21 protein-coding genes, 1 tRNA gene and 1 other RNA gene are annotated in these 22,360 nt (G+C 65.2%); 14 read left to right on the forward strand and 9 right to left on the reverse strand.

Going from position 1 to position 22,360, the window contains the following annotated elements:
• Nucleotides 1-5: 5 nt before the first annotated feature.
• Nucleotides 6-96, reverse strand: an RNA gene (gene ffs / locus B2527_RS15435) — signal recognition particle sRNA small type.
• Nucleotides 97-405: 309 nt separating this feature from the next.
• Here ffs and sugE point away from each other — a divergent pair.
• Entirely contained in the window at nt 406-723 is a 318-nt protein-coding gene (sugE, locus tag B2527_RS15440) for a quaternary ammonium compound efflux SMR transporter SugE (protein WP_293715545.1), read from the forward strand.
• An 8-nt stretch (nt 724-731) separates the two neighbouring features.
• On the opposite strand, the gene B2527_RS15445 is transcribed toward sugE, so the two are convergent.
• Both B2527_RS15445 and B2527_RS15450 read right to left on the reverse strand, forming a co-directional pair.
• Nucleotides 732-1,184, reverse strand: a complete 453-nt coding sequence (locus B2527_RS15445) for a GNAT family N-acetyltransferase (protein ID WP_293715548.1) — start codon at nt 1,182-1,184, stop codon at nt 732-734.
• A gap of 259 nt (nt 1,185-1,443) precedes the next feature.
• On the reverse strand, nt 1,444-3,720 hold the full coding sequence (locus B2527_RS15450) for a GH92 family glycosyl hydrolase (protein ID WP_293715599.1): 2,277 nt from the start codon (nt 3,718-3,720) through the stop codon (nt 1,444-1,446).
• 375 nt (nt 3,721-4,095) lie between these two features.
• Here B2527_RS15450 and B2527_RS15455 point away from each other — a divergent pair, with 375 nt between their 5' ends.
• Nucleotides 4,096-4,560: an acetyltransferase gene (locus B2527_RS15455; RefSeq protein ID WP_293715551.1), complete on the forward strand. Its 465-nt coding sequence runs from the start codon at nt 4,096-4,098 to the stop codon at nt 4,558-4,560.
• A gap of 565 nt (nt 4,561-5,125) precedes the next feature.
• Here the strand turns inward: B2527_RS15455 and B2527_RS15460 are convergent.
• A tRNA-Ser gene (locus B2527_RS15460) sits at nt 5,126-5,218 on the reverse strand.
• A gap of 139 nt (nt 5,219-5,357) precedes the next feature.
• On the opposite strand from B2527_RS15460, the gene dnaX reads away from it, so the two are divergent.
• The 4 genes from dnaX (at nt 5,358) to B2527_RS15480 (ending at nt 8,754) form a co-directional block, all read left to right on the forward strand.
• A complete protein-coding gene (dnaX, locus tag B2527_RS15465; protein ID WP_293715554.1) occupies nt 5,358-7,340 on the forward strand; it encodes a DNA polymerase III subunit gamma/tau in 1,983 nt (660 codons plus the stop codon).
• Nucleotides 7,341-7,345: 5 nt separating this feature from the next.
• Nucleotides 7,346-7,666: a YbaB/EbfC family nucleoid-associated protein gene (locus B2527_RS15470; protein ID WP_293715557.1), complete on the forward strand. Its 321-nt coding sequence runs from the start codon at nt 7,346-7,348 to the stop codon at nt 7,664-7,666.
• Nucleotides 7,667-7,757: 91 nt separating this feature from the next.
• Nucleotides 7,758-8,357, forward strand: coding sequence for a recombination mediator RecR (gene recR / locus B2527_RS15475; protein WP_062168796.1), 600 nt, complete (start codon nt 7,758-7,760; stop codon nt 8,355-8,357).
• Between the two features lie 49 nt (nt 8,358-8,406).
• Complete coding sequence (locus tag B2527_RS15480) at nt 8,407-8,754, forward strand: histidine triad nucleotide-binding protein (protein WP_293715564.1); 348 nt, start codon at nt 8,407-8,409, stop codon at nt 8,752-8,754.
• A gap of 201 nt (nt 8,755-8,955) precedes the next feature.
• Here the strand turns inward: B2527_RS15480 and B2527_RS15485 are convergent, their stop codons facing one another.
• From B2527_RS15485 to B2527_RS15500, 4 genes are read right to left on the reverse strand one after another with little or no spacing between them, the layout of a single operon-like run.
• A complete protein-coding gene (locus tag B2527_RS15485; protein WP_293715567.1) occupies nt 8,956-9,480 on the reverse strand; it encodes a Slp family lipoprotein in 525 nt (174 codons plus the stop codon).
• Nucleotides 9,477-11,435, reverse strand: coding sequence for a transglutaminase TgpA family protein (locus B2527_RS15490; protein ID WP_293715570.1), 1,959 nt, complete (start codon nt 11,433-11,435; stop codon nt 9,477-9,479). Before B2527_RS15490 ends, B2527_RS15485 begins: the two co-directional genes overlap by 4 nt.
• Entirely contained in the window at nt 11,432-12,382 is a 951-nt protein-coding gene (locus B2527_RS15495; protein WP_293715573.1) for a DUF58 domain-containing protein, read from the reverse strand. The genes B2527_RS15490 and B2527_RS15495 overlap by 4 nt, the downstream gene beginning before the upstream one ends.
• A gap of 4 nt (nt 12,383-12,386) precedes the next feature.
• A complete protein-coding gene (locus tag B2527_RS15500) occupies nt 12,387-13,334 on the reverse strand; it encodes an AAA family ATPase (protein WP_293715576.1) in 948 nt (315 codons plus the stop codon).
• Between the two features lie 40 nt (nt 13,335-13,374).
• Here B2527_RS15500 and B2527_RS15505 point away from each other — a divergent pair, with 40 nt between their 5' ends.
• The 3 genes from B2527_RS15505 (at nt 13,375) to B2527_RS15515 (ending at nt 18,045) form a co-directional block, all read left to right on the forward strand.
• Nucleotides 13,375-15,219 carry a glycosyltransferase family 39 protein gene (locus tag B2527_RS15505; protein WP_293715602.1) on the forward strand — a complete coding sequence of 615 codons (1,845 nt, stop codon included), beginning with the start codon at nt 13,375-13,377 and terminating at the stop codon, nt 15,217-15,219.
• A gap of 43 nt (nt 15,220-15,262) precedes the next feature.
• Nucleotides 15,263-16,210 (forward strand): glycosyltransferase family 2 protein, encoded by a 948-nt coding sequence (locus B2527_RS15510; RefSeq protein WP_293715579.1) that lies wholly within the window; start codon nt 15,263-15,265, stop codon nt 16,208-16,210.
• A gap of 86 nt (nt 16,211-16,296) precedes the next feature.
• Nucleotides 16,297-18,045, forward strand: a complete 1,749-nt coding sequence (locus B2527_RS15515) for a glycosyltransferase 87 family protein (RefSeq protein WP_293715582.1) — start codon at nt 16,297-16,299, stop codon at nt 18,043-18,045.
• A 10-nt stretch (nt 18,046-18,055) separates the two neighbouring features.
• Here the strand turns inward: B2527_RS15515 and B2527_RS15520 are convergent, their stop codons facing one another.
• Nucleotides 18,056-18,628 carry a Maf family protein gene (locus B2527_RS15520; RefSeq protein WP_293715584.1) on the reverse strand — a complete coding sequence of 191 codons (573 nt, stop codon included), beginning with the start codon at nt 18,626-18,628 and terminating at the stop codon, nt 18,056-18,058.
• 114 nt (nt 18,629-18,742) lie between these two features.
• On the opposite strand from B2527_RS15520, the gene B2527_RS15525 reads away from it, so the two are divergent.
• The 5 genes from B2527_RS15525 to B2527_RS15545 form a co-directional block, all read left to right on the forward strand.
• Nucleotides 18,743-19,252 carry a YceD family protein gene (locus B2527_RS15525; RefSeq protein WP_293715605.1) on the forward strand — a complete coding sequence of 170 codons (510 nt, stop codon included), beginning with the start codon at nt 18,743-18,745 and terminating at the stop codon, nt 19,250-19,252.
• A gap of 105 nt (nt 19,253-19,357) precedes the next feature.
• Nucleotides 19,358-19,555, forward strand: coding sequence for a 50S ribosomal protein L32 (gene rpmF, locus B2527_RS15530; RefSeq protein ID WP_293715587.1), 198 nt, complete (start codon nt 19,358-19,360; stop codon nt 19,553-19,555).
• 88 nt (nt 19,556-19,643) lie between these two features.
• Nucleotides 19,644-20,609 carry a beta-ketoacyl-ACP synthase III gene (locus B2527_RS15535; protein ID WP_293715590.1) on the forward strand — a complete coding sequence of 322 codons (966 nt, stop codon included), beginning with the start codon at nt 19,644-19,646 and terminating at the stop codon, nt 20,607-20,609.
• Between the two features lie 362 nt (nt 20,610-20,971).
• Entirely contained in the window at nt 20,972-21,916 is a 945-nt protein-coding gene (gene fabD, locus B2527_RS15540; RefSeq protein ID WP_293715593.1) for an ACP S-malonyltransferase, read from the forward strand.
• Between the two features lie 85 nt (nt 21,917-22,001).
• On the forward strand, nt 22,002-22,360 hold a 359-nt coding region (locus tag B2527_RS15545), incomplete at its 3' end, for an SDR family NAD(P)-dependent oxidoreductase (protein WP_293715596.1).

The raw sequence follows: 22,360 nt of genomic DNA on the forward strand, positions 1-22,360 counted from the left end.
CCCCGCCGGCTGACCTCGGCGCCCGCGTCGATCGATACCGTTGCTGCCTTCCGGCCCTGGCGGGATTTTCGACCTAGCGTCGCGAGGGGCCGACGGGGCCACCATAGAGACGGTTTGGCCGCGCAGTGCGCGGCCATTCACGATTCCAGAACGTGGGGCGATGGGATCATCAGCCGCCGAAGCCAGGGACCGGACACAAACTGGAGCTGGTCCTGATCGTGTGCGGCGATTGTAACGTATGCATGCGCCGCCCGGCCAGCATTCCGGCTTGAACCCCATGTAACCCGTCAGTGGGCGTTGACGGCCCATCCGGTCCGGCTTGGATAGAATGCCCGCCCATCGGAGGACGACCTCCGCCCAGCACGGGACTTCATCCAGGACGGCCTGGCTTCTCAAGGAGGCTGTATGGCGTGGATCTATCTCGTGGTTGCCGGTGTGCTGGAAATCGTCTGGGCACTGGCGATGAAGCAATCCCATGGTTTCACCCGGCTGGTACCCAGCATCGTCACCATCATCGGCATGATTGCCAGCTTCTGGTTGCTGGCCTTGGCCATGCGCAGCCTGCCGCTGGGCACGGCCTATACGATCTGGACCGGCATCGGCGCGGTGGGCGCCTTCATCATCGGCATCATCTTCCTGGGCGAGCAGGTCAGCGCGATGCGTATTGGCGCGGCCGTGCTGATCGTCAGCGGCCTGGTGCTGATGAAGCTGTCCAGCAGCTGATAGCGGCTTCAGCCTTCGCGCAGCATCAGCGTCATTTCGACCGCATCCAGACCGGGGCCGTGGCCATCCACCACGACCCGGGTCACGCTGAAACCGAGCCGCGCGTAAAAGTCCTGTGTGTGTTGGCTGGTACTGAGCTCGACGCGCTTCGCGTTCGGGTTCTGTCTGGCCTGCTGTAAACGCGCAAGGCTCAATTGCCTGCCGAACCCCTGCCGATGCACGCTGCGTTCGACCATGCCCCAGCAGAAAACGGCTACGCCATCGGCCCGTATCGCCAAGCCGCCGCAGGCGACAACACGATGGTCGTGCTCGATCAGCTGATAGTCGCAACCCTGCGCATCGCGCTCTAGAAACTGCTCGAAGTCAGCGCGCTCGGCTGGTGCAAAGTACTCGGGCACATTGCTGTCGAACAGCGATAAGCAGGCGTTGGCATCAGCGACTTGGTAGGGGCGGATCGGCATTCGCGGGAATTTAGCAGCTTCTGCCTCTTCTCTTTGTGGAGGGGGCGGTAGGGGAATCCTGTTTTGGTTTTGGCTGTGGTTTTAGCCCCTCTCCCCTTGCGGGGTGGAAGGGGCCGGCTGACGAAACCACAGGTTCGTGGCCCCTGGAACGACCTTGCGCTAGCGCAAGGGCCGGGGCGCGGAGCGGGGGTTGGGGAGAGGGGGGCGCGAAGCGTGCTTTCTGCCGTCGAACAACGCACCCCAACAGCACAACTATCAATCAACGCGACATCGAATAAGGCAGCTTCGCCCCATCCGCAGCCCACGCCTTGTTCGGCTCGGCCTGCATCGTAAACCGCAGCTCCCCACCAGCAACAATCTCCTGATGCGTCACATACGCCCGATCCAGCGGCTTGCCATCGAGGCTCACCGAGCCCACATAGGTATGCGCAGCATCCAATCCAGTAGCAATGATGCTGAAACGCTTCCCATCCGGCAGGTTCAAGGTCGCCTGTGGCAGGAACGGCCGGCCGATGATGTACTGGTTGCTACCCGGCGTAACCGGATAGAAACCCAGCGCGGTAAACACATACCAAGCCGACATCTGCCCCAGGTCATCATTGCCGGCCAAGCCATCCGGGCGGGCGGCGTACTGCGTGTCCATGATCTGCTTCAGCCGCGCCTGCGTGCGCCACGGCTGCCCGGCATGTGCATACAGGTAGGCAACATGGTGGCTGGGCTCATTGCCATGTGCATACCAGCCAATCAGCCCAGTGATGTCTTCCATGTGCGCGAAGATGGACGGATCCACCTTGGCTTCAAACACATCGTCCAGACGCTGCAGCAGCTTGTCGCTGCCGCCATGCGCTGCTGCCAAGCCGGCAACATCCTGCGGCACATACCACGAGTACTGCCAGGCGTTGCCTTCAGTGAAATCCGTGCCGTAACCGCTGGCGCTGGGATCGAACGGCTCGCGGAAACTGCCATCGCGCTTGCGCGCCCGCATGAATCCGGTACCCGGATCAAATGCATGCTTCCAGTTGGCCGCACGCTTGTTGAACTCGCGCGCCACATCGGTCTTGCCCATGTCCTGCGCCATCTGCGCGATGGTCCAGTCGTCATAGGCGTATTCCAGCGTCTTGCTGGCCGCTTCGCCTTCTTCATCGATGGGCACATAGCCGAGCTCGCGGTACTGTGCGATGCCGTCATACGGACCGTAGTTGGCGCTGGTCACCATCGCCTGCAAGGCTTCTTCGGTGTCATAGCCGCGGATGCCCTTCATATAGGCGTCGGCGATCACAGGCACCGCGTGGTAGCCGATCATGCACCAAGTCTCCAGACCGTGGAACGACCACACCGGCAGTATGCCGTAAGGGCTTTCGCGGCGTGAGGCCAATAGCGAGTTGACGAAGTCATTGGTGCGTTGTGGCGGCTGCACCAGCGTGGCCAGCGGATGCAGGGCGCGATACGTATCCCACAACGAGAAGGTTGAATAATTCGTCCAGCCCTTGGCCTGATGGACCGCGTTGTCCGGCCCGCGATAGCGGCCATCGCTGTCCATGAACAAGGTTGGCCCAAGCAGCGTGTGGTACAGCGCGGTATAGAAGCGGGTGCGTTCGCCCGCGCTGCCCTGCGCCTCGACCGCGCCCAAGGCCTCGCTCCATTGCTGCTTGGCGGCAGCGCGCATGCCATCGAAATCCCAGCCCGGCGCTTCCGCATCCAGGTTGGCAATCGCACCTTCCTCGCTGACCGGCGAGATCGCCACCTTCACCAGCAAGGGCTCGCCAGCCTCCGGCACTACATCAAAGGCGGCAACCAACTGCCGGCCTTCGATCTGCGCGCGCTGCGACGGATCCTTCTCGCCCGGCGGCGGGAAGCCCTTGTAGGCCACATCCTGCTCGGTGTCGTGCAGTTGATGGCCACTGAGCGGCTGCGAGAAACGCATCGCGAAATACAGCTGCCGCCCCGGCGCCCAGCCGCGCGTCTCGCGGAAGCCGGTAACCGTGCCATCGGCCCGCACCCGCACCCGCGACCACAGGATCTTGCCCGGGTAGTCATACATGCTGGTGCGCAGGTCGAGCACGACATGCGCCGGCTTGCCAGCCGGGAAGCTGTAGCGGTGCATGCCGACGCGCGCGCTGGCAGTGAGTTCGGCGCGCACCTTGTAGTCGTCCAGGGTCACTGCGTAATAACCGGGCTGCGCCGTCTCGCTGGCATGGCTGAAGCGCGAGGTGTAACCGCTCAAGGGCTGATCCGGATTGCCGCGCTCCAACTTCAACTCACCGGTAGTGGGCATCAGCAGCAGATCACCCAGATCCGAATGGCCGGTACCGGAGAAATGCGTATGCGAGAAGCCGACGATGGTGTTGTCGTCATAGCGGTAGCCCGCCGCCCAGCCATAGCCGTTCTTGCGCGACTGGATGCGGGTATCGGGCGACAGTTGGACCATGCCGTAAGGGACGGTCGCGCCCGGATAGGTATGGCCCTCGCCGCCGGTGCCGATGAAGGGGTTCACGGCGGCGTAGGCGGCTTCGTTGGCGGCGGGCGAGGCCGCCATTGCCGAAGACGGCGCCAGAGAAGAGGTCGCCAAGGTTGCTGCAAGCACTAACAGGGTCGCGCCAAGCTGCTTCATCCCGCACCTTTTGGATCGTTCTAATATGACAAAACTAGCATGCCGAAGAGGGCGCTGGCATGTGCTCGTCCCGTCAGTCAGTGGCGGGCCTTTGCAACTGCAACTGTGGCTGGTTGTTCCTTGGTGCGGGCCCTGGCGGTGACCATCGCGGTTGGGTATGGGAGGGGATTTGTGACGCCGACATCGCATGTTTCGCCACAGCGCTCCTCCTGCCGACGTTTCTTCAATCAAAATCAACTATCGCAAGCAACCCTCTTCGTGGGGAGCTGTATACAAACTCCAAGTGGGGGAGCCATTGCAATGATAGGAATCAGAGAGTCCCGGCCTGAAGATGGTGGGCGTGTCGTTGAGATATGGCGGAATGCGGTTGACGCCACGCATGATTTTCTGTTGTCGGAAGATCGTCTTGCCATCGACGAGATGGTGTGCGGTTTTCTTCCTCAAGCGGCGCTCCTGCTTGCGGTGGATGCAAGCGACTACCCGCTCGCCTTCATGCTCATTGATAACGGACATATGCAGGCGTTGTTCGTGGATCCGGCCTGCCGGGGCACTGGAATTGGTGCCGCTCTGGTGCGCCACGGTCTCGGCCTTCACCCGTGGATGACTACCGACGTCAATGAGCAGAATGCTCAGGCGATAGGCTTCTACGAAAAGCTGGGATTCAAGCGCACGGGACGGTCGCCATTTGATGATCAGGGCAGGCCCTATCCGCTGATTCATCTTGAGTATCAGGCTGGTTTGTCTGCGCCAGCTGCCAAGGCGTAGTTTCCATCCAGACACAAACGGCAGCATTGACGAACTGCCGCGACCTGAGTGGTGAAGGGGCGCGGATGCTTCGGATCCTGGCAAGCCATGGTCAGAGTTGGCGTGCGCTTTGGATTACCGATGTCGAACAGCTCTATCGGTGTCGGCTTTGCTTGTCACCGGCGCGGTTGATATCCGGTACCGACCGTGGGCCGGGTCAGAACGCAAAACCTCATAAAGGCTGAGGGAGGCGTGATCTGGTGGATAGCCATTGGGATCGTCGCCGCCCACCAGACCCTTCGGGCGGCTACGCCGTCCCACTGGCTACGCCGGCGGTCGAACCCGTTGGGGGTCTCATCGGCTGCTTTCCGTCCAATAACTGAAAAAGCCGCCCACAAGGGACGGCTTTTTCAGTTATCTGGCGGAGAGAGGGGGATTGATTCGGTGCTTCGCACCTTCACCCTTCGGGCGGCTTCGCCGTCCCACCGGCTGCGCCGGCGGTCGAACCCGTTGGGGCTCTCATCGCCCATGCTTTCCGTCCAATAACTGAAAAAGCCGCCCACAAGGGACGGCTTTTTCAGTTATCTGGCGGAGAGAGGGGGATTCGAACCCCCGAAGCGCGGTTTAGACGCTTACACACTTTCCAGGCGTGCTCCTTCAACCACTCGGACACCTCTCCGGATCCTGCCGCGCTAATGCCTCAGCAGGGGCGCAGATTCTATAGTGACTGGGCGCCGGCCACAAGCACCCCCTGAACAGGGTGCTGGCGGACGGGCAGGGCATGGCACAATGGGGCTTCAGATGAAGACGGTTGCCTGATGTCCTATCTCGTCCTTGCCCGCAAGTGGCGTCCGAAGCGTTTTGCCGAGTTGGTGGGCCAGGAACACGTGGTCCGCGCGCTCAGCAATGCGCTCGACAGTGGCCGCGTCCACCACGCCTTCCTGTTTACCGGCACCCGCGGTGTCGGCAAGACCACCATTGCCCGCATCTTCGCCAAGTCGCTGAACTGCGAGCAGGGCACCAGCGCCGATCCCTGCGGTCAGTGCCGGGCCTGCCTGGACATCGACGCCGGCCGCTACATCGACCTGCTGGAAATCGATGCCGCGTCCAATACCGGCGTGGATGACGTGCGCGAGGTGATCGAGAACGCCCAGTACATGCCCTCGCGCGGGCAGTACAAGGTCTACCTGATCGACGAAGTGCACATGCTCTCCAAGGCGGCGTTCAATGCGCTGCTGAAGACGCTGGAAGAGCCGCCGGAGCACGTGAAGTTCCTGCTGGCCACCACCGACCCGCAGAAGCTGCCGGTCACGGTGCTCAGCCGCTGCCTGCAGTTCAACCTGAAGCGACTGGACGAGGAACAGATCCGCGGGCAGATGACGCGCATCCTCGGCGCCGAGCAGATCGAGTTCGACGACAGTGCCATCGTGCAGCTGGCGCGTGCGGCCGACGGCTCGCTGCGTGACGGTTTGTCGTTGCTGGACCAGTCCATTGCCTATGCCGGTGGCGCGCTGCGTGATGACGTGGTGCGCGCCATGCTGGGCACGGTGGACCGCACCCAGGTGGCGGCCATGCTGGACGCCCTGGCCGAAGGGGATGGCGCCCGCCTGCTGCAGGTGGTGGCGACCCTGGCCGACTTCTCGCCGGACTGGAGCGGGGTGCTGGATGCCCTGGCTGAAGGCCTGCACCGCATCCAGGTGCAGCAGCTGGTACCGGGCACCGAGGTGCCGGGCGAGGGCGTGGATGCGGTGGCCTTTGCCCAGCGCCTGCGCCCGGAAGTGGTGCAGCTCTGGTACCAGATGGCGCTCGGTGGCCGTCGCGACCTGCACCTGGCGCCCAGTCCGCGTGCGGGCTTTGAAATGACCGTGCTGCGCATGCTGGCGTTCCGCCCGGCAGGCGCGGTGCCGGTGGTGCCGGAAGGTGCCGCCCCGGCAGCGGGTGCAGGTGTGGGTGGAAACAGCCAGGCCGCGCCGGTTGCCGCTGGTGCGCAGGCGGCGGCCAAGCCGGTTGAGGCAGTACAGGTGGCAGCGGCTGTGGATACACCCGCAGTGCACAAGCCAGCGCCCGAACCTGTGCCGGCGCCGGTCGCGGCGCCGCAGATCGCGCCGGAACCGGTGGCATCCGCCGCGCCGCAGCCCCCGCCAGAATCCGAGCCTGCGCCCGTCGCCGCCGCTGCCCCGGCCGAGGCCGCCAAACCGGCCGCCGTCGACGCGGACCTGCCGCCGTGGGCGGTCGAGGCCGCCGAGGCGACTGCACGTGACGAGGCCATGGCCGCCGAAATGGCGATGCCTGAGCCGTCACCGCCAGTGATCGAGACGCCCACGCCCGCAGCTGCCCCGGTGCAGCCCGCTGCAGCGGTGCGCCCCACCGGCATCGCCATCGAGCCGGCGCCTGCCACGCAGGCCGGGCGTGCCTTGAACGATGCCGAGCAATGGCTGGATCTGGTTGCCGACAGTGGCCTGAGTGGCCCTTCGCGCGAGCTGGCAGCCAATGCGGCCTTTGTCAGTTTCCAGCACGGCGTGCTGCGGCTGGCGTTGATGCCGGGCTTTGAGTACCTGCAGTCTGAGCGCGCCTTGAATGCGCTGGCGCAAGCCCTGTCGCAGGCCTTGGGCAGCACGCCTAAGATCCTTATTGAAACCGGCAACGTCCAGGCTGAGACCTTGCACGAGCGCGCTGACCGTCAGCGCGGTGAACAACAGCATGCGGCCGAAGCCGTTTTCATGGCCGACCCCCAGGTGCAGCAGTTGCTGCAGCAGGGTGCACGGGTCGTGGCCGATTCCATCCGTCCTTTCAAAGAGTAAGAACCATGCGCGGCAATATCGCCCAGATGATGCAACAGGCCCAGAAGATGCAGGAAAACCTGCAGAAGGCCCAGGAAGAACTTGGCAAGCTGGAAGTCACCGGCAGTGCCGGTGGCGGCATGGTCAGCGTGACGCTGACCGGTACCAAGGAGTGCCGCAAGGTGCGCATCGATCCGTCGGTGCTGTCCGATCCGGAAATGGCCGAAGACCTGATCGCTGCTGCGTTCAACGATGCGTCCAACAAGATCGACGCCGAATCGCAGAGCCGCATGGGCGCTGCCACCGCCGGCATGAAGTTGCCGCCGGGCATGAAGCTGCCGTTCTGATGCAGCCGCGCCGGCATGCCGGCGCATGCATGCCCCCGCGCCGCGAAGCCTCCGGGCTTCGCGCGTTTGTTTTGAACAAGAGCCTGATGCGATGAGCCTGCCGCTGCTGGAACAACTGATCGAGGCCTTCCGGGTGTTGCCGGGCGTCGGCCAGAAGACCGCCCAGCGCATGGCCTACCACGTGCTGGAGCGTGCCCGTGACGGCGGCCAGCGCCTGTCGGAAGTGTTGGCCGAGGCCATCGAGAAGATCGGCCACTGCAAGCAATGCCGCGACTTCAGCGAAACCGAGCTGTGCCCGGTCTGCGCCAGCAGCAGCCGCGAGCGGCAGATGCTGTGCGTGATCGAGTCACCGGCGGATCGGCTGGCAATCGAGCACGCCACCAGCTACCGCGGCGTGTACTACGTGCTGCAGGGGCGCCTGTCGCCGCTGGATGGCATTGGCCCGCGCGAGCTGGGCCTGGACCAGTTGGAAGCGCGATTGGCACAAGGCGAGGTCACCGAATTGATCATCGCCACCAACTCCACCGTCGAAGGCGAGGCCACCGCGCACTACCTGGCGCAGCTGGCCAGGCGCAACAAAGTGCGCCCCAGCCGCTTGGCGCAGGGCCTGCCCTTGGGTGGGGAGCTGGAATATGTGGATCGCGGTACCTTGTCGCACGCCTTCGGCAGCCGCAGCGAAGTTGGCGAATAAGCGCTGCCGGGGTTGTAAGCTGTAGGCCGTTTACTGCAGCGAGCCCCACATGACCGACACCATTTTCGGCAAGATCATCCGTCGCGAAATTCCCGCCGCCATCGTTTACGAAGACGAGGAAGTGCTGGGTTTCAAGGACATCGCCCCGCAGGCGCCGGTGCATGTGCTGTTCATTCCGAAGAACGAGGTCATCCCCACCCTGGATGATCTGCAGCCGACGCAGGCGCATTTGATCGGCAAGCTGGCCTTGGCAGCGGCCGCGTATGCCCGCCAGGAGGGCTTTGCCGAGAACGGCTACCGCATCGTGATGAACTGCCGCGAAGACGCCGGCCAGACCGTGTTCCACATCCACCTGCATCTGTTGGCTGGCGCGCCTTTGGGGCATTTCGGCGCGTGATTTGATGCCGTTGTGTTGGCTGTAGGAGCGGCGGGCAGTGCTCCCTCCCTTTGCCGCAGGCAAGGGGAGGGTTGGGGAGGGGTAAGCTCGGCCGTGTCTGATGGATCTGTGACTTCGCGATTTACGCCGTTCCTACGAAAGAACCAAAAAACAGAAAAGCCAAACAAAAACGCCGCCCCTTGGGGCGGCGTTTTCAGTTTGTTACCACCAACCGCGGTAACCCCAGCCCCAGCGCGGGCCCCAGGTGGGGCCCCAGGGGCCATAGGGATAGGCGGGTACCACTTCCACTTCGCGTTGCACCGGCCACAGGTACACCACGTCGGCGTTGACCTTGGGCAGCGGGTAGTCGTACTCGCCGATCTTGGTGGTCTGGTAGCCGTCGATGCGGCCGATGAAGGTCACGTCGCGGCCCGGCTCGAACACCGCCGGGTCATAGAAGCCGGCACGGCAGGCCAGGAAGCGGCCGTCGCTGGCATCGGCCGAGGTGGTGCTCGGGCGGCCGCTGCCATTGAGCGGGCGGGCGATCATCTGGAAGCAGGTTTCGCCCTGGCCGGGGATGGTCTCGATGATGCGGCCACCCCAGCGTACCGGTGCGCCGGTCTGCTTCTGGGCGACCGCGTCACGCGGCGAAACCGGATTGAACTGGCCTTGCAGCGGCTTGGGGGCCGTGGCACAGGCGCCCAGCGCGAGGCTGGCAACAGCAATGAGGAGGATGCGGGTGTTCATGGTCGTGCTCCGGGTTTCGGACGGTGCCTGCGCAGGTCCATCAATAATGAATCGTCATCCGTCAGGCCGCCAGCGTAGCGCGCATCGCTGAAACGTTGGCTGAGTGCGGATAGACCGCAGCCGGGCAGTGTAAGTTCCACCCGGCGCGCCCAGTCACCGGCGGTTTCGGCAGGTTCGCGGGCCAGCCCCAGTCGTGCGTAACGCTGGCCCAACTGGTGCCAGGCGCGCAGCAGCGGGTCGCGCTGGCGCTCCCCGCGCGCCAGCAGCCAAGCCATCAGCGCCAGCGCCGCAGCGGCGACGCTGGCGAACAGTGCCACCAGTTGGCCGGGGCTCAAGCGGGCAACGCCAAGGCGGCTCAGCAGCCGTGACTGGCGCTCGGCATCGAAGGACAGCACGGCGTTGTTCCAGCCGCGGCGCAGGTAGTCGCTGTATTGCAACAGCCCGGTCCAGCGCCGGCCCAGGTCCAGACCGGCGCCGGAGGTGTTCTGTCCAAGACGGTCCTCCAGCGTGTCGTAGATGCGTTCCGGCGCCACCGCAGCGGTGGGGTCAACCCGCACCCAGCCACGCTCGGGCAGCCAGGCCTCGGCCCAGGCGTGCGCATCCATGCGGCGCACCAGCCAATAGTTGCCATACGGATTGTGCACGCCACCGGCATAGCCGGTGACCACCCGGGCCGGGATGCCGGCGGCACGCATCAACACCACGAAGGCAGCGCTGAAATGTTCGCAGTAGCCGGCCTTCTGGTCGAACAGGAACTCATCCACGCTGTGACGGCCGGGAATGGGCGTGTTCAAGGTGTAGGCAAACTCGCGGTGGATCCAGTCCAGGCTGCGTTGGACGATGGCGGCGTCGTTGCCGCCGGCCTCTGCGCGCCATTGCCTGGCCAGGGCCAGTGTCCGCGGGTTGAAGCCCTTGGGTAGCAGCAATGCCTGCCGGCGCAGGCCATCGGGCAGGCGCGTCTGGAACTGGCGCGGAGCGGCGGACTGCAGCCGCCAGCGGCTGAGGGCTGTGAGCGGGCGGGCACTGGTCAGGCTGTAGTCGGCGCCCAGGCGGGCGTCGGCCGGAGCAGCCAAGGGCAGGTCCAGGGCAACCAGGTCACGCCGATCGGTGGCCTCGTATTCGATCTGGTAGTCCCAGCGCTGGGGGCCGGCGGTGAACGGGGGCGGCTCGCCCGCTGCGTGTTGCTCCAGCCGGGTCCAGCTGCGGCCGTCAAAGCGGGTCAGCACCGGACCGCGCCAATAGCGCTGCTCGGGTGCCGGTACCGGGCCGAAGAACTGTACGCGCAGGGCCGGGCTGTCATCGGCCATCAGCTCGCCCCAGGCCCCCGGCGCCATGCTGTCGGACAGGCCGGGGGTGCTGACGCTGCGCTCAGGTGCACCCCACAACGGCGTGGGCAGCCGTGGCAGCAACCAGAACCCGGCCATGGCCAGTGGCAGCGCCAGCAGCATCAGACGGCCAACACCGCGCAACTGCAGGCGCAGGGCCGGCGACGCAACGCCGGCCTGGTCGTCGGCAATGCGCTGCAGTGCCAGCAGGGAGGCGACCAGGGCGGTGGCCGACAACAGCAGGGTGGTTGGCCCCTGGTCGAGCAGGAATGCCGAGAAAGGTGCAAACAAGGCAAAACCGACCAGGCTGCGCGCGTCGCGGAAACTGCGCAGCTCGGCGGGTTTGATCGCCAGCATCGCCGCGAGCAGGGCGCAGCCGGTATCGCGGCCGATCCCGCCGCCCATCTGCCAGTAGATGGCGACAAACATCACCCCCATCAGCAGCAACTTGATGGAGGCAGGCAGCCTGCGTCGCCGCGTCCATGCACTGGTCAGCGCCGCCACTGCGGCCACGCTCAGTGACAGTGCTGGCGGCAACTGCAGCAGCAGGGGCAGCAGCGCCAACGCGGCGGCCAGTAGTGACCATGTGCGGGTATCGGCGCGGGGCAAGGGGGCGGGCGGCTTGGTCATCGGCTTGGCAGCAGGGCCAGGGTGCGCAGGCACTGATGGCGATGCAGGTCACCATTGGCCGGCCCCAACGGCGGCTGGCCAGGCAGACGCAGCTGGTAGCGGCGGCCCTCGCGCTCTGCATCGTCCACCCAGCGCGCAAGCCGGGCGATGCGCTGTTCGTAGGGAAGGCTGGGCAACTGCATCCAGTCCAGCAGCAGTTCGGCGCCTTGCGGGCGCTCGTACTCGCGTACCAGCAGTTCGTCGCGCCGGGCGGAGTGTTTCCAGGCAATGCTGCGGCGTGCATCACCTTGCCGGTAGGGGCGCAGTTGCTGCAGTTCTTCGCCCTGTGGGTGCACGCGGGTATGGCTGCTGGTGCTGCCGGCATCAGGCAAGGGCGGGGCGTTGCTTTCCGGGGCGGGGTAGACCAGCAAGGGCGTTTCTGGCCAGAACCATGCCCAGGCGCGCACCAGGCCCAGTGGCTGGGTGGTGTCGATACGGATGCGTGGCAGATCCAGCCAGCCGCGGCGTTCAGTGGGCAGCAGCAGGTCAACCTCGGTCTGCACATCGGGTTCGAGCGTGGCCCGCGCCTGGCTGTCAGCGCACCGTAGCTGCAGGCCGCGCCGCGGGCGGTTGTCGGCGCGCAACAGGGCCAGCCGCAGCCGCAGCGCATGGCCCGCCGCCACCGGTTCGGCCGACAGTGCCTGCAACTGCAGGCCGGACAGCTGCAGGTGGGCGTGCACGGTGCTGGCCAGGGCTGTGGCTGCCAGCAACAAGGCCAGCAACAGGGCAGGGTTGTTGTTGTAGTTCAGGCCGCCCAGCAACATCACCGCCAGCAACGCCGCCAGGAACAGGCCAAAGCGGGTGGGCAGGACATAAATGCGGCGGCGGTCAAGGCGCACCGGCAGCGCTTCGGGCTGCCGCGGTCGGGCCAGCAACTGCAGCGACCGCCAACGTTGGCGCAACCCCATGGGCTCAGTCCACCTGCACGGTGTGCAGGATGGCGCGGGCCAGTTCCGGGCCGGACGAGGATTCCGCCTCGGCGACCAGACGGTGGCCGGCCACGGCGACGAACAGTGCCTGTATGTCCTCGGGCACCACATGTTGCCGCCCCAGCAGCAGGGCGTGGGCCTTGGCGGCACGCAGCAGGGCGATGCCGGCGCGCGGCGACAGCCCCACGCGTACGCCAGGGTGCTGGCGGCTGCGGGTAAGCAGGGCCTGCACGTAGTCGATCAGCGCATCGCTGGTGTGGACGCGGGTGACCGCCTCGCGCAGGGCGACCAGCTCGCTGTCGGACAGGCACGCTGTGGTTTGCGCGATCAAGCTGCGGCGGTCGCTGCCACTGAGCAGTGCACGTTCGGCCTCGGCGTTGGGGTAGCCCAGGGTCAGCCGCAGGAGGAAGCGGTCCAACTGCGAATCGGGCAAGGGGAACGTCCCTGACAGGTCCACCGGGTTCTGCGTGGCGATGACGAAGAACGGGTCGGGCAAGGCGTGGGTAACACCATCCAGTGTCACCTGCTGCTCGGCCATGGCCTCCAGCAGCGCACTTTGCGTGCGCGGTGGCGCGCGGTTGATCTCGTCGGCGAGCAGCAGGTTGCAGAACACCGGGCCGGGGTGGAACTGGAAGCTGCGGCCGGCAGCCTCGTATACCGAGACACCCAGGACATCGGCTGGCAGCAGGTCCGAGGTGAACTGGATGCGCTGGAACTGCAGGCCCAGGCTGGAGGCCATCGCGTGCGCCAGGGTGGTCTTGCCCAACCCGGGCAGGTCCTCGATCAGCAGATGCCCCCCGGACAACAGCGCGACAAAGGCCAGGCGGACCTCATGGGCCTTGCCCAGCACCAGGGTATTTACCTGCGTCTGCGCCCTGGATAGGGACTGCAACGTCACTTCGGGTAGCATTCCGGCTGGCGTTACCGTCATCGTCGTCTCGTAATCAGGATTGAAGGGAGTGTAAGTGGCAATCAGGGGCGAGCAGCGCGCGTACATCACGTTCTTGGTGCTCTGGACGCTGGTAACAGTGGTCAAGGTGCTGATCGCGGCGCAATTGCCGCTGTTTGTCGATGAAGCATTCTATTGGCAGGAAGGCCAGCATTTGGCCCCTGCTTACTCCGACCTGCCGGGGCTGACGGCCTGGCTGACACGGCTGGGCGTGGAGATCGTCGGTAATCACCGTCTGGGCGTGCGCCTGCCGTTCCTGGTGCTGGGCGCGTTGCTGCCGTGGATGGTCGCCCATATCGCTACCCGCTGGTTTGGTACGCGGGCGGGTTGGCAGGCCGGTGCGCTTGCAGTGCTGATGCCGTTGTCGGCGACCCTTGGCATTTTGGCGGTGCCGGACGTGCCCATGGCCATCGCTGCCCTGCTGTGCCTGGATGCCGGCGCGCGCCTGCTGCGCAATGTGAATGCGGGCGGTGCCTTGATGCTGGCGCTGGGGTTGCTGGTAGGCGCCTTGAGTCACTACCGCTTCATCGGCGTGATCGTGGTGGGGTTCATTGCGCTGCTGCTGTTGCCGGAGGGCCGGCGCATGCTGCGTGACCCCCGCGTGTGGATGGCGCTCAGCGTCGGCATCGTGGCGTGGGTGCCGCTGCTTGCATGGAATCTGGACAACCAGGACGCGGGCCTGAAGTTCCAGGTGATCGAGCGGCACCCCTGGGAGTTCCAGACCGAGGGGCTGCTGTTCCTGATCATCCAGCCGATGCTGGTGACGCCATTGCTGTTTGCGGCAATGGCAGGGGTTGCCTATGCCGGCCTGCGCCAACGACTGCGCGGCTTCCATCATGGGCAGCTGCGCTATTTCGCGTTGGTGGGTGGCACATCCACCGTGTTGATCTTCCTGTTCGGCTTCTTCACCGATGTGGAGCGCATCAGCTTCCATTGGCCCCTGCCGGGCTACCTGGCCCTGCTGGTGTCCGTACCGCTGGCCTTGAATCATTGGACCCGCTTCTGGCGCCGTGCTGTATGGGTGGTGGCATCGGTGGGGCTGGTGTTGGCCTTCGCTTATTACGTGATGGCGGCCACTCCGTCGTTGCGCGAGCAGACTGCGGGCAGCAAGTATTACCCGCGCAACTTCGCCGGTTGGCAGCCCTTGGCCGATGCGGTCAAGGACGAGCTGGCGCAGATGCCGGCGGATGCCCAGGTGCTGGCCGGTAGTTTCAAGGTGGGCTCCGAGCTGGGCTTCCGGCTGGAAGATGCTTCCATCCGGGTGCTGCCGCATGAACTCAATGATCGCCATGGGCGTACCGCGCAGCTGGCCTTGTGGCATTTGATCAGCGATGGCAGCCGCAGCACGCCGCAGCTGCTGGTGCTGGCGCCGGGCGACCAGCGCTATCGCGACCTACTGGAGCGGTACCACAAGGTCTGTGAGCTGGTTGGGCCGCTGCCGCCGCCGCGGGTGGTGTCGCTGGATCATGGGTTCCAGCGTTTCCTGTTGTTCCGCCTGCCTGCGCAGAAGCAGCAGGGGGCGTGCGTAACCCCCGCCATGGCGTGGGTGGATGGGCCGTTGCCAGGTGAATCCATTTCAGGCGAGCTGCAGGTCAAGGGCTGGGCGTTCAAGGATGGCGTGGGCCTGGCGCGCGTTGAACTGCTGGTGGATGGGCGCAGCGTGGGCGATGCGGCCTATGGGCGAACCCTGGATATCCGCCCCGCGTGGCCGGGCACCAATGATCCGCAGCATCCGCAGGTGGGTTTCGATGGGCGGATCGATACGTCGGGGTTTGCCCCGGGGCGGCATTGGCTGGGACTGCGCCTGCATGGCAATGACGGCAGCGTGGAGACCTGGGCAGAGCAGCCCTTCATCGTCGAGCGTTAAGACATACCTGCTGTAGGGACACGGATTGCGGGTGAGGAAGACAATGGGACAGTTGGACGTCGTGGTGCTGATTCCTTGTTACAACGAGGAGGCGGCGGTTGCCCGTGTGGTGGCGGATTTCCGCGCCACCCTGCCGGCAGCGCGGATCGTTGTGCTGGACAACAATTCGACCGATCGCACGGGTGAGGTGGCGCGCGCTGCCGGTGCCCAGGTGTTGAAGGTGGCGTTGCAAGGCAAGGGCAACGCCGTGCGGCGCGGCTTTGCCGATGTCGATGCCGATGTGTATCTGCTGGTGGATGGCGACGATACCTACGAAGCTGCAGCCGCTCCGGCGCTGGTCAGGAAGTTGCTGGACGAGGGGTTGGACATGGTCGTGGGGGCACGGCGCGATGAACAGGCGGCCGCCTATCGTCCAGGGCATCGCCTGGGCAATGTTCTGCTGACCCGTTGCGCTGGCATGCTGTTCGGGCATGCGTTCGATGACATGCTGTCCGGATACCGCGTGTTTTCGCGCCGCTATGTGCGTTCATTCGCTGCCCATGCAAAGGGTTTCGAGATCGAAACCGAGTTGGCGGTACATGCCCTGCAACTGCGCATGCCGGTCGCCGAGGTGGACACCGTGTATGGGGTCAGGCCGGAGGGTTCGCACAGCAAATTGAATACCTGGCGCGACGGCTGGCGGATCCTGTGCACGATCGCCAAATTGTTCAAATCGGAACGGCCTTTGCTGTTCTTTTCCCTGGGCTTCGCACTGGCTGAACTGATTGCTTTCAGTCTGGCGGTCCCTTTGCTGGTCACTTACGTGGAGACAGGGCTGGTCCCGCGTTTCCCCACGGCGATCCTGTGCGGTGCGTTGGGCGTCCTGGGGTTCCTGCTGCTGGCATGTGGGTTGATCCTGGACACGGTGACGCGGGGCCGTACGGAGGCCAAGCATCTGGCCTATCTCGCTGTGCCCATCAGCAAGGACGGCAATCGGGCAGAAGGCGCATGAGCCAGGCAGGAACTGTTGGGCGCGGCCTCCTGGCCCGTATTGCGCAGGGTATGTACCGCAGGTTTGCTTTCACTTCGCAGGCCAACATGGTCGCTGCGGCATCGCTGGTCGCGCTGTTGGGCGGTTGCCTGTCATTGTGGCTGGGTCAGGACTCCAACTGGGACCTGCGCAACTACCATCTTTACAACGGCTATGCCGCCTTGCAGGGCCGCCTGCACCTGGATCTGGCGCCCGCGCAGATGCAGTCCTATTTCAGTCCGTTGCTGGATGTCTTCCAGTACCTGTTATTGGTGCGCTTGCCCGGGCCGCTGGTTGGGTTCGTCATGGGTGTACTGCATGGCCTGCTGTTTGTGCCGGTGGCCGGGGTGGCCTGGTGGGTGCTGAGGGACAGGGCCGAGCGCGCATGGCTGGCGCCGCTGTTGGGCGTGGCGGGATTGTGCATGGCGTCGGTGCTGTCCGAGTTCGGCAACACCATGGCCGACAACACCACGGCGCTGTTCGTGGTGGGCAGCCTGTGGGCGGTAGTGCACGCGCAGTCGCGCGCTGAGGGCGTTGTGCCATGGCGCAGTTGGGTGGTGGCGGGTGTGCTGTTGGGCATGGCTGTCGCACTGAAACTGACCAATGCCATCTACGCCATCGGTATGGCAGCAGCGTTGCTGGCCGCGGGTGGCCGCTGGTCGCAACGTGTGCTGGGATTGACCGTCGTGGCTGCTACGGCATTGCTGGTGGCGGCATTGGCCGCCGGTTGGTGGTACTGGCAGCTCTGGCAGCACCATGGCAATCCGCTGTTGCCGCAGTTCAACGCGTGGTTCCAGTCCCCCCTGGCACAGCAAGGCGGTGTGGCCGATACCCGTTGGTTGCCGCGAGGGCTGGGTGAGCACGTGCTGTGGCCGCTGATATTTGCCGCCAACCCCAAGCGCGTGAGCGAGATTTCACTGGTGCAACTGGTGTGGCCGCTGTTGTTCGTGGTCGGGCTGGCATTGCTTGGGCAGCACCTGTTGCGCAGGCGGCGGGCGCACACTGCCGCCGCTTTCGCCCCCGTGCTGCGTGGCGTGGTTGCGTTCGTGCTGGTGTCCTATCTGCTGTGGCAGTTCGTTTTCAGCATTCACCGGTATCTGTCGGCGTTGGAATTGCTGGCGCCGCTGCTGTTGTGGTGCGGCTGGGTGCGTTTGTGGCCGGGTAAGCGCGGCCCGCGGAGCGCAGGCTGGCTGGTGGCGGTGTGCGTGATCGTGTCGCTGGTCGGGCGCGGCGATTGGGGGCATGAATCCTGGGCGTCGCAGGCTTTTCGTGTGCAGGGGCCGCCAATGGCCGCACCCGCGCAGAGTGTGGTGCTGCTGGTGGGGGCGGAGCCGCAGGGTTGGCGGGTACCGCTGTTGCCGGCGCAGGCGCGCTATGCCGCGGTGGCCTCCAACTTCCCGGAGGCGGAAGGTTACCGGGCCGCCCTGGCAGCCATGCTGGACGAGCGGCCGTACCAGTTTGCGATGCTGCCGGGTTACTCGGATCGCCTGGCGTTGCGCTTCGAGGCGCTCAATCGGAAGGTGGCGGCCGTGGGCCTGCATGCCGAGCCGGGCTGCGGCAAGCTGGGCTGGATTGCGCGCACGGTGAGGGGTGGGCGGTTGAAGGTGGAGCAGCAGCAGGGCAGGTGCGTGCTGGTGCCCGGCAAGGCCGGGCCAATGACACCGGCTGCTGCCGAGGCCGAAGAGCGTACTGCTGCGCAGGCAAGGTTGGGTGCCTATGGCCTGCAACTGGTGCCGGGTTCCTGCGTCACGTTGGATTCCCGCATCGGCCAGGGGCGCTTCCCTTACCAGTGGTGCCGGCTACAGCCGGTGCGCTGAGTCTTGCGCCTCAGGGCAGGCGATAGCCTGCCTGCCGCAGCAAATCGGACAGGCGTATGAGCGGCAGGCCAACCAGGGCGGTGGGGTCGCTGTTGTCGATGGCCTCGAACAGGCTGATGCCCAGGCCTTCGCATTTGAAGCTGCCGGCGCAGTCCAGCGGTTGCTCGGCGTCCACGTAGCGGGCGATCTCCTCGCCCTGCAATGGGCGGAAGCGAACCGTGGTGAGGTCGCTGGTCTGCAGCTGGCGGACGCCGTTGCTCAGGCATACCGCGGTATGGAACTGTACCTGCCGGCCGGACATGGCCGCCAGTTGGGCGCAGGCGGCTTCGTGGGTGCCGGGTTTGCCCAGCGGCAGGCCGTCCAGTTCGGCAACCTGGTCCGAGCCGATCACCCAACTGCCGGGTGCCTGGACGGAAACCGCCTGCGCCTTGGCCGTCGCCAGCCGCTGTGCGAGTGCAGCCGGGGGCTCGCCGGGCAGGGGGCTTTCGTCCACCAGCGGGGCTGCGGAACTGAACGGAAGCCCGAGCCGGGACAACAATTGCGCCCGATAGCGGGAGGTGGAGGCGAGAATCAGTGCTGTCATGTGTAAAAATAGCCGTCCCGGGCCGGGCAGTCTGCTGCCGTGAAGGCTGTCTGGCAACGTTTGCCGCTGGCGGATTTGACAGCGGGTGGGGTTCTACTTAACATTCTGCAGCTTATGTCCGCGAACGTGCCCGAATTGCTGGATGCTTGGCGGATGGTCGTAGCGCGTAGGCGCTTTGACGGCCAGGCGCCTTTGTCCGAGATGACCCGCCTGCAGGGTCTGCTTGCCGATACCGAAGGCCAGTGCAGCTATGCGCTGGAATTCGATCGCGACAGCGTGTTGCAGGTGGCCTATGTCGATCTGACCATCGATACCGAGCTGCCCTTGATCTGCCAGCGCACCATGCAGCGTTTCCTGCTGCCGGTGTCGATCAAGCAGCGTTTGGGCTTGATCCGGAACGAAGACGAAGAATCCGCGCTTCCAGAGGAATACGAAGCGCTGCTGGTGCCCGAGGACGGCAACCTGCGGCCGCTGGACCTGGTGGAAGACGAGTTGGTGTTGGCGGTGCCGGTGGTTGCACTGGCGCCGGGAAGCGAGGCAGTCGAACGTGACTTCTCCGCGACCGAAGATGAATTGAGCAAGGCCAGTCCGTTCGCGGCATTGGCGGCGCTGAAGAAACAATAGCGGCCGGTAATCGTCGGCGGCTGCGGCGAAAGCGAGTAGTGCTGGACGCTAACGTCCTGTGCAATTAAACGACGAAGCAAACGAAACCGAGTTTGGAGCAATCCCATGGCTGTGCAGAAATCCCGTGTTACCCCGTCCCGCCGCGGCCAGCGTCGTGCCCACGACGCCCTGAGCGCCAAGCAGCTGTCCACCGATCCGACCACCGGTGAAGTGCATCTGCGTCACCACATCACCGCTGACGGCTTCTACCGTGGCAAGAAGGTGATCACGACCAAGTCGAACTCGGTCGTCGAAGAAGATTGATTCGTGACGGCTGCCATGCCTGCGTGGTGGCCGTTTCACTGATTCTTCAGGGGCCGCCTTCGGGCGGCTTCGCGCAACAGGAAACAGCATGAGCAAGCGGATCTACTCGCGGATCGCGGGCACTGGTAGTTATTTGCCCGAGAAGGTGTTGACCAACGAAGATCTGACCAAGATCGTCGAAACGACCGATGAGTGGATCCAGTCGCGAACGGGTATCCGCGAGCGACATATTGCTGCCGAAGGCGAGACCACCAGTGACCTGGGCTACAACGCCGCCGTGCGCGCGTTGGAAGCGGCTGGCATCGAGGCTTCGCAGCTGGACATGATCGTCGTGGGCACCACCACGCCGGACCTGATTTTTCCGTCCACCGCCTGTCTGATCCAGGCGCGCCTTGGCGCGACCGGTTCGGCGGCATTCGACGTCAATGCGGCCTGCTCGGGCTTTCTGTTTGCCCTGAGCGTGGCTGACAAATTCATCCGCAGCGGTGACGCCAAGCATGTGCTGGTGATCGGTGCGGAAACACTGACCCGTATCGTTGACTGGACCGACCGCACCACCTGCGTGTTGTTCGGCGATGGCGCGGGCGCCGTCGTGCTCAAGGCCGACGAAGACACCGGCATCCTCAGTACCCACCTGCATGCCGATGGCAGCAAGAAGGAACTGCTGTGGGACCCGGTTGGCGTGTCGGTCGGCTTCGACAAGCCGGGCAAGATCAACATGAAGGGCAACGACGTGTTCAAGTACGCCGTCAAGGCGCTGGACTCGGTGGTTGACGAGACCCTGCAGGCCAATGGTCTGGACAAGGCTGACCTGGATTGGCTGATCCCGCACCAGGCCAACCTGCGCATCATCGAAGCCACGGCCAAGCGCCTGGACATGCCGATGGACCATGTGGTGGTCACCGTCGACAAGCACGGCAACACCTCGGCCGGTTCGGTGCCGCTGGCGCTGGACGCTGCGATCCGTTCGGGTCGCGTCGAGCGAGGCCAGCTGTTGCTGCTGGAAGCCTTTGGTGGCGGTTTCACCTGGGGCTCGGCACTGCTGCGCTATTAAGCATCGCCAGCATTCGCGTACCGCACGGGCAGCCAAGGGCTGCCCGTTGTTGTTTGGGGGGGCGGTAATCGGCCCCCTCCCTTTGCCGCAGGCAAGGGGAGGGCCGGGGAGGGGGCTTTACGCTGTTGATCTGCCGGCTTCGCAGCTCACCGGTAGTGCCGAGCCATGCTCGGCAAGGGCCTTCCCGGGTGACGCCGCATGCCGAGCATGGCTCGGCCCTACAGGTAGGGTGTGCTGGTAGAGCCCCTGCCGAGCATGGCTCGGCACTACCGGTCGCCGGGTGCTGCATACGCGCCAGTACAGACGGGCGGGCGCTTTCGCGCTTATTATTCCCCGCTTCGAATGACGCAGCAGAAGACCGCGTGACTGATTCCCGACTTGCTTTCGTATTCCCCGGCCAAGGCTCGCAATCCATTGGGATGCTGGCGGAACTGGCTGAATTGCATCCGCAGATCCGTGAAACCTTTGCCGAAGCCTCCGAAGGTGCGGGCGTGGATCTGTGGGCGCTGTCGCAGGGTGGGCCGGAAGAACAGCTCAACCGCACCGAATTCACCCAGCCGGCGCTGCTGGCCGCCAGCATCGCCGTATGGCGCCTGTGGAATGCACAAGGTGGCGCCAAACCGGCCGTGCTGGCCGGGCACAGCCTGGGCGAATACACCGCGCTGGTTGCCGCTGGTGCGCTGTCGCTACGCGACGGTGCCCATCTGGTACGCCTGCGTGGCCAGCTGATGCAGGACGCGGCCCCGGCCGGCGTTGGTGCGATGGCGGCCGTGCTGGGTGCCGAGGATGCCGTGGTCGAGGCCGTCTGCGCCGAAGCCGCAGGCAGCCAGGTCGTGGTGCCGGCCAATTACAACTCGCCCGGCCAGATCGTCATCGGTGGCGATGCCGCTGCGGTGGACCGCGCGCTGGCATTGCTGGCGGACAAGGGTGTGCGCAAGGCGGTGAAGCTGGCCGTCAGCGTGCCCTCGCATACCCCGTTGATGCGCGAAGCCGCCAACCGCCTGGCCGAAGTGATGGCCGGCCTGGACTGGGCCGAGCCGTCGCTGCCGGTGGTGCAGAACGTTGATGGCAAGGTGCACGCGGGGGTCGATGCCATCCGCCAGGCGCTGGTGCAGCAGCTGTACCAGCCGGTGCAGTGGACCGGTTGCGTGCAGGCACTGGCCGCGCAAGGCGTCAGCCGTGTGGCCGAATGCGGCCCGGGTAAGGTGCTGACCGGCCTGGTCAAGCGCATCGACAAGAACATCGAAGGGCGTCCGCTCGCCACCCCGGCAGACTTTGCCGGCGCGCTGGAAGAATGGGCAAACTGAGCAGGCAGATGCGGCACGGGCGCAGCCTGTGCCCGGTCATGATGGGCGCTGCGCATGCGCGGCGCCACGCAGAAAAGGAACAGGAATGAGCAAGCCATTGCAGGGTGAAATCGCGCTTGTCACCGGCGCCAGCCGTGGCATCGGTGCGGCCATTGCCGACGAACTGGCCGCGCAGGGCGCGACCGTCATCGGCACCGCCACCACCGAGTCCGGCGCAGCCGCCATCGGCGCGCGTCTGGCCGCACAGGGCGGCCACGGTCGCGCACTGAACGTGACCGAGCCGGGCGCGGTGGATGCGCTGATCGACGCGGTGAGCAAGGAATTCGGCGCCATCACCATCCTGGTGAACAACGCCGGCATCACCCGCGACAACCTGCTGATGCGCATGAAGGACGAGGACTGGCAGGCCATCCTCGACACCAACCTGACCAGCGTCTACCGCAC

The organism is Stenotrophomonas sp. UBA7606 (genome assembly GCF_002477705.1).
In the GTDB taxonomy this organism is placed as follows: Bacteria; Pseudomonadota; Gammaproteobacteria; order Xanthomonadales; family Xanthomonadaceae; genus Stenotrophomonas.

Bases quoted from the DNA above. Each gene is read 5' to 3' on its own strand.
- sugE (WP_293715545.1), top strand. From the start codon at position 406: ATGGCGTGGATCTATCTCGTGGTTGCCGGTGTGCTGGAAATCGTCTGG.
- B2527_RS15445 (WP_293715548.1), bottom strand. From the start codon at position 1,184: ATGCCGATCCGCCCCTACCAAGTCGCTGATGCCAACGCCTGCTTATCG.
- B2527_RS15450 (WP_293715599.1), bottom strand. From the start codon at position 3,720: ATGGCGGCCTCGCCCGCCGCCAACGAAGCCGCCTACGCCGCCGTGAAC.
- B2527_RS15455 (WP_293715551.1), top strand. From the start codon at position 4,096: ATGATAGGAATCAGAGAGTCCCGGCCTGAAGATGGTGGGCGTGTCGTT.
- dnaX (WP_293715554.1), top strand. From the start codon at position 5,358: ATGTCCTATCTCGTCCTTGCCCGCAAGTGGCGTCCGAAGCGTTTTGCC.
- B2527_RS15470 (WP_293715557.1), top strand. From the start codon at position 7,346: ATGCGCGGCAATATCGCCCAGATGATGCAACAGGCCCAGAAGATGCAG.
- recR (WP_062168796.1), top strand. From the start codon at position 7,758: ATGAGCCTGCCGCTGCTGGAACAACTGATCGAGGCCTTCCGGGTGTTG.
- B2527_RS15480 (WP_293715564.1), top strand. From the start codon at position 8,407: ATGACCGACACCATTTTCGGCAAGATCATCCGTCGCGAAATTCCCGCC.
- B2527_RS15485 (WP_293715567.1), bottom strand. From the start codon at position 9,480: ATGAACACCCGCATCCTCCTCATTGCTGTTGCCAGCCTCGCGCTGGGC.
- B2527_RS15490 (WP_293715570.1), bottom strand. From the start codon at position 11,435: ATGACCAAGCCGCCCGCCCCCTTGCCCCGCGCCGATACCCGCACATGG.
- B2527_RS15495 (WP_293715573.1), bottom strand. From the start codon at position 12,382: ATGGGGTTGCGCCAACGTTGGCGGTCGCTGCAGTTGCTGGCCCGACCG.
- B2527_RS15500 (WP_293715576.1), bottom strand. From the start codon at position 13,334: ATGACGGTAACGCCAGCCGGAATGCTACCCGAAGTGACGTTGCAGTCC.
- B2527_RS15510 (WP_293715579.1), top strand. From the start codon at position 15,263: ATGGGACAGTTGGACGTCGTGGTGCTGATTCCTTGTTACAACGAGGAG.
- B2527_RS15515 (WP_293715582.1), top strand. From the start codon at position 16,297: ATGGTCGCTGCGGCATCGCTGGTCGCGCTGTTGGGCGGTTGCCTGTCA.
- B2527_RS15520 (WP_293715584.1), bottom strand. From the start codon at position 18,628: ATGACAGCACTGATTCTCGCCTCCACCTCCCGCTATCGGGCGCAATTG.
- B2527_RS15525 (WP_293715605.1), top strand. From the start codon at position 18,743: ATGTCCGCGAACGTGCCCGAATTGCTGGATGCTTGGCGGATGGTCGTA.
- rpmF (WP_293715587.1), top strand. From the start codon at position 19,358: ATGGCTGTGCAGAAATCCCGTGTTACCCCGTCCCGCCGCGGCCAGCGT.
- B2527_RS15535 (WP_293715590.1), top strand. From the start codon at position 19,644: ATGAGCAAGCGGATCTACTCGCGGATCGCGGGCACTGGTAGTTATTTG.